Source organism: Campylobacter sp. RM9328, from assembly GCF_012978615.1.
Window position 1 is genome coordinate 1 of record NZ_LIWF01000026.1, and the last position, 4,417, is coordinate 4,417.

The window sequence follows — 4,417 nt, forward strand, 5'->3', positions numbered from 1 at the left end:
ATAAGAATTCAAGATAAAAGTCAAGAGTTTTTTTAAAATTCTTAACAATCTTATAAAAAATATGGTTGTATATTTCTTTCAAAGTGAGGAACATCAAGAAATGTTTTAAAATTTCCACCCCATCTATTGAGATTATTTAAAGCTTCCCAATAATCGCCAATAGCTTGCAAATCATGTTTATCTTGAAGCAACCTACCGTTTCTAAATATATGTAAATCAACAGCGCATTTTAATAGATGGTTTGATTTCAATGTTTTTGACTTGCCTTGATTAAAATATATTTTTTGCTGCTCTTTGCTTCTTTGCAAATCCCCACCTCTTACAGTATAGCCGTTATCGTGTAAATAAGCAAGAATATTTGCTACATCTTGCATAAAAGCTTCCTGATGGTTACCTAGTGTCATATGTCTGTATCCTTTTTAATTTTGTTAGAAATAAATTCATCTACATTACGGTTCAGCCAATCAGCACCACGCCATGTAGAATAACCGCTAATGGCAAGTGATAGCCTAAAATTTGAGGTAAAGAAAAATAAAACCTCATATCCAACCCAGCTAAGAAAGATTGAACCTAAAGCACCTGACAAAAAACCCACTATTTTACAGAGATGACCTTTGCAAGGACTGGGGCGATAAGTAAGAATGAAAGCTGTAAAACCAACTAATACAAGGAGGATAAAGTCTTTATATTCATTTACCATTGATACAACCCTTTAAAAGATGTTCTATCTTTCTACAATAGACGAGAACAGCTTTTAAACTCTGTGGATTAGAGGGGTCATATACGGGTTTAGCAGGAAGAGTAACTTCACATTTAATAGGCATAGCGATTTCTTTATATTGTGTTATAACAGCTGGGTTTTGCGCGGGAGCACAACCAACGAAAATAACGGCATAAGATAAAATTAGGATATAAAAAGTAATTTTATTCATTGTTAAATTCCAGTAATACAGCTTCGTAATAAGTAAGCTTATTATCGCATTTATCTTGTTCTACAGGGTCTTTAATTTTTGATAAACGTTTTTGTAATACTTGATCTAAGTCATGCAAAGACTTTGTTAATTTTTCATTATCTATTCTCATTTGTTGTAATTGAGCACTTTGGGTATCAAGCATTAAAAGAGCGTTTTGAGTGTTGATTTGCTCGAGAGAAATTTTTAGATTAGATTGCTCTAAATCTCTTGTTAAATTCACAATAGTATTTTTCTGAAAAGAAATATAAAAATAACCTATCAATAAAGAAAAAGATAAAAATAGAATAATATAAAAAGATAGCCCCCTAGCTCGGAGGCTATTAAAAAAGGAGAGCAACATTAGCCAATCACAGAACGAGCGGAAATTATATAGATTTCATCGAATTTCACGCCGTTAAATGTCTTTTCGATAAGAGCCGTATGAATATCATTTTCCGTTACAGAAGGCTTTGCATAAAAACTAAAAGTAGTTTTTGCACCTGCATTATTTTTACCAGTAATAGTATATTCTAATACCGCCGCTTCGGTTTCTGTGCCGCTTTCACCGGTTTGCAAATAAATAGAATATTCGCCATCAAGTGCAGCCGCCGCAAATGTTCCAGCAACAACATCGTCAGCAGGAACGATAAAGCCGTAACGCCTACCGTTAATTGTATTTCTTATTAAAGATTTTGCCATTGTTGCCTCCTTATGATAATTTGTCAAATTTCAATTTGACATAATCGCATTTAACCTCACTTGTATAAGTAGCGTCAAACTTACCTTTAACGGCTGCAATAAGTTCATTAAAGAAAAAACTTTCCTTTACGTGAGGAACTTGAATCATAGCTGAAAGTCTACCAGTTGGGGTATCTTTACCAACTATAAAATTTTTACGGTTTAAAACCGCTGGAGTAGTATTCATTGCAACACCGCCAGAAGATTTAAGCTCATAGGTTTCTATGCGACCTGCAAGCAATGAAGCAAGTGCGGTTTCATCAGAACCCTCTTTAAAATCCAGAGTTCTTGACTGAAGTCCAGTGATATGCTGTTTTAACATATATGTTCCTTTCTGTCGTTTAGACTTTTATATTTTTCTTGTTAAAACGTTTAAACAAAGAAATTATATAAAAAACAAAAAATGGACGCAGACAATAAAAAGAAAATACAGCAACCAAGGGTATTGAGCAAAAAGACAATGCGCCGAAAAAGTAAAGTAGATGACAAAAAACGCCAGGTGACAGATGTAAAAAACATAACCAAACGCCAAACAAAACAAAAGAGGGGGTATTTATGGGGTCATGGTGTTTAGAGTTTGACATGGAGAAAACATGTAATGCCTCATAAACATGGATAAACGCTCGGTAGAGTTACGCCCGTGCGAGAGATTGAATGAAATTAAATAAATCAAGCACGGGCTATGCGGGGAGCTCCCCGCACCCCCGATCAGGGAGGGGGTAAAAAAACAAAAAAATAATAGGGGGATTAACACCCCCAAGACCCAAAGGGTAAAAAACGGCTAGCTATTAAAACCTGAATATTAAATTAATAATTTCAATACCTAAAAGGTTAAAAATTCTAAGATAATGGTTTCAAAGCCCAGCGGGCAAAAATTAAATGCTAGCCTTGTTTGAATTGTATTCTTTTTTTTCTGAATTTTCTCTTATCTCTTTTATAATAGGCACTCCGTATTGGAGCGCCGCCTTTTTCTTTTTATCCCAGCGCTTCACGGTTTCATATGGGCGCTCTAGGAAGTCAGCCACCTCTTTTAAGGTGGCTTTTTTGTATTGTTGAGCTTTCACTTTACAGCGCCCATTGCTCGGTTTTATATTCATTTTCGCTTATCTCAAAAATTTCATCTCCCACTATGCGTGTTGCAAGATACACGCCGTTCTCTAAAACGTAGAAGTGATCGAAGTCGCCATTATTAAACGGCTCAGTATCTCTACCTACACGCTCGCCGTAAACATAGCCTTTTAGAGGCTTTTCGCTTTTTTTGTATAGCGGGTTGCCCATAACCTCTAGTCTTTTGTCTGTCTTTTTAAAGTATGGCATTTTACTCTCCTTTTGTTTTGATAAGAGAATTATAACACACTATTACTTATAAACAACTTAAAAAGGGTGGAATAAAACATTTTTATCAAAAAAATTGAAAAATAAAAAGAGAGGATTAAGAAGCAAGGAGGGGGAGGACACGGCGAGACACCGCAGAGCGGTGGTATCGCCGTGCAGGGACAAAAACAGAGCAGGAGAGAAAAATATCAACCCTCCATAAACAAAGAACAAGAAACGCCCTTGACTTTTAACCCGCCTACCTCTAAATGAGTTTGAATAAGATTTGTAATTTCTTTCGAATTTAAGTTCTTTTTAACGTTATGAATTAAAACTTGTTTAGTGGCACGATTGTCATTGGAACAAAGAGCTTTAAATTGTTTATTGTAAAAAAAGTCATCGACAGGATAAGTATCGGAGGGATTTTCATAATGAACTTCATATATATATTTGATTTTTGCGGTAGAAACCGCGGATAAAAAAGCTTGAACGTTAGCAACCGATTTAGCTTCAAGAGTTGAAGTGATAACACGATTACCCTGCTGTTGAGTTATTTTATAAACTGGCATTATAATTCCTTAATCTTCATAATCGGGGTTAATTTCCCGAGGATCTTTAAAACTACCGTAAAAATCAGTAGTATATTCTACATCGGTAGTAGACAAAGAAAGTTGATTGGATAATATGGACTGACAAAGAGTAGACGCTTTTTGTATATATTCCTCGACAGAGGAACTAGCCTCAACGAAAGAACCGTCAGAACCAGGAAGATATACACTAGAAAAAACAGAAAAAAGAAGACGCAAACGTTCTTCAACAGCAGAAGGAGTGATTTTAAGATTATCATGCGTCATCGGAGAATACGGCAAATCAGAATAAAAAGAAGAATAGTAAGGTTGCGCGCGTTCTTCATAATCATTTAACAAAGGATCTGTGCTAATTTTTTGAAAATAACGACCAAAAGCCATGCTTAATGTTTCTACGTTATCATAAGGAAAATACTCGCCAAGATCTCCGTTTATGCCAACGGTAAAATAAGAAGCTATGCCATAAGCAAAACAATAGCGACTATCTTCGTCATTTCCTATGAAATGTTGATAAAACGTCCTTGAGCCAGTCACAGAAAAAGTTAAAGGACGAAGCTTATCCAAATCAACGGCAGGAAGAGAATTATCACAACAACAACAAAACAAACTATACATCTTTGATATCACCCAGTAAACCAACCCTTAAAGCTCTGATATCTTCTTTTAATTGGGACACATCGGAGCTAAGAGTGTTAAATTTCTCAAAGAAACCATGATTAATCACGCCTTGGGATAATACAGAAAGAGAACTATTAATTTGCTCTAAAACTTGCATTTCTTGAGCAAAAGCTTGTTTACATTCATCACTCATAGCCATTACGCACC

Annotated in this window: 11 protein-coding genes; all 11 read right to left on the reverse strand. The window is 35.3% G+C overall.

The window, feature by feature from the left end; translation table 11 throughout:
- Positions 1–50: 50 nt before the first annotated feature.
- Complete coding sequence (locus tag CCAL9328_RS10280; protein ID WP_170000592.1) at positions 51–404, reverse strand: M15 family metallopeptidase; 354 nt, start codon at positions 402–404, stop codon at positions 51–53.
- Positions 401–700, reverse strand: a complete 300-nt coding sequence (locus CCAL9328_RS10285; RefSeq protein ID WP_170000593.1) for a hypothetical protein — start codon at positions 698–700, stop codon at positions 401–403. Before CCAL9328_RS10285 ends, CCAL9328_RS10280 begins: the two co-directional genes overlap by 4 nt.
- Complete coding sequence (locus CCAL9328_RS10290) at positions 690–932, reverse strand: hypothetical protein (protein WP_170000594.1); 243 nt, start codon at positions 930–932, stop codon at positions 690–692. Before CCAL9328_RS10290 ends, CCAL9328_RS10285 begins: the two co-directional genes overlap by 11 nt.
- The gene (locus CCAL9328_RS10295) at positions 925–1,194 is read right to left on the reverse strand and encodes a hypothetical protein (protein ID WP_170000595.1); all 270 of its coding nucleotides are present in this window, start codon (positions 1,192–1,194) and stop codon (positions 925–927) included. Before CCAL9328_RS10295 ends, CCAL9328_RS10290 begins: the two co-directional genes overlap by 8 nt.
- Positions 1,195–1,313: 119 nt before the next feature.
- Positions 1,314–1,652, reverse strand: a complete 339-nt coding sequence (locus tag CCAL9328_RS10300) for a hypothetical protein (protein WP_170000596.1) — start codon at positions 1,650–1,652, stop codon at positions 1,314–1,316.
- A gap of 10 nt (positions 1,653–1,662) precedes the next feature.
- Positions 1,663–2,013 carry a hypothetical protein gene (locus tag CCAL9328_RS10305; RefSeq protein WP_170000597.1) on the reverse strand — a complete coding sequence of 117 codons (351 nt, stop codon included), beginning with the start codon at positions 2,011–2,013 and terminating at the stop codon, positions 1,663–1,665.
- A 553-nt stretch (positions 2,014–2,566) separates the two neighbouring features.
- The gene (locus CCAL9328_RS10310) at positions 2,567–2,755 is read right to left on the reverse strand and encodes a hypothetical protein (RefSeq protein ID WP_170000598.1); all 189 of its coding nucleotides are present in this window, start codon (positions 2,753–2,755) and stop codon (positions 2,567–2,569) included.
- A 1-nt stretch (position 2,756) separates the two neighbouring features.
- On the reverse strand, positions 2,757–3,008 hold the full coding sequence (locus CCAL9328_RS10315; RefSeq protein WP_170000599.1) for a hypothetical protein: 252 nt from the start codon (positions 3,006–3,008) through the stop codon (positions 2,757–2,759).
- 206 nt (positions 3,009–3,214) lie between these two features.
- Positions 3,215–3,574: a hypothetical protein gene (locus tag CCAL9328_RS10320; RefSeq protein WP_170000600.1), complete on the reverse strand. Its 360-nt coding sequence runs from the start codon at positions 3,572–3,574 to the stop codon at positions 3,215–3,217.
- Positions 3,575–3,583: 9 nt separating this feature from the next.
- A complete protein-coding gene (locus CCAL9328_RS10325) occupies positions 3,584–4,207 on the reverse strand; it encodes a hypothetical protein (RefSeq protein WP_170000601.1) in 624 nt (207 codons plus the stop codon).
- Positions 4,200–4,417 (reverse strand): hypothetical protein (locus CCAL9328_RS10330; RefSeq protein ID WP_170000602.1); only part of this gene is annotated, 218 nt, incomplete at its 5' end. The genes CCAL9328_RS10330 and CCAL9328_RS10325, both read right to left, overlap by 8 nt.

What these genes read in the sequence shown, in the direction of transcription:
- CCAL9328_RS10280 (WP_170000592.1), bottom strand. Translation starts at nt 404, where the DNA reads ATGACACTAGGTAACCATCAGGAAGCTTTTATGCAAGATGTAGCAAAT.
- CCAL9328_RS10300 (WP_170000596.1), bottom strand. Translation starts at nt 1,652, where the DNA reads ATGGCAAAATCTTTAATAAGAAATACAATTAACGGTAGGCGTTACGGC.
- CCAL9328_RS10320 (WP_170000600.1), bottom strand. Translation starts at nt 3,574, where the DNA reads ATGCCAGTTTATAAAATAACTCAACAGCAGGGTAATCGTGTTATCACT.
- CCAL9328_RS10325 (WP_170000601.1), bottom strand. Translation starts at nt 4,207, where the DNA reads ATGTATAGTTTGTTTTGTTGTTGTTGTGATAATTCTCTTCCTGCCGTT.
- CCAL9328_RS10290 (WP_170000594.1), bottom strand. Translation starts at nt 932, where the DNA reads ATGAATAAAATTACTTTTTATATCCTAATTTTATCTTATGCCGTTATT.
- CCAL9328_RS10315 (WP_170000599.1), bottom strand. Translation starts at nt 3,008, where the DNA reads ATGCCATACTTTAAAAAGACAGACAAAAGACTAGAGGTTATGGGCAAC.
- CCAL9328_RS10305 (WP_170000597.1), bottom strand. Translation starts at nt 2,013, where the DNA reads ATGTTAAAACAGCATATCACTGGACTTCAGTCAAGAACTCTGGATTTT.
- CCAL9328_RS10285 (WP_170000593.1), bottom strand. Translation starts at nt 700, where the DNA reads ATGGTAAATGAATATAAAGACTTTATCCTCCTTGTATTAGTTGGTTTT.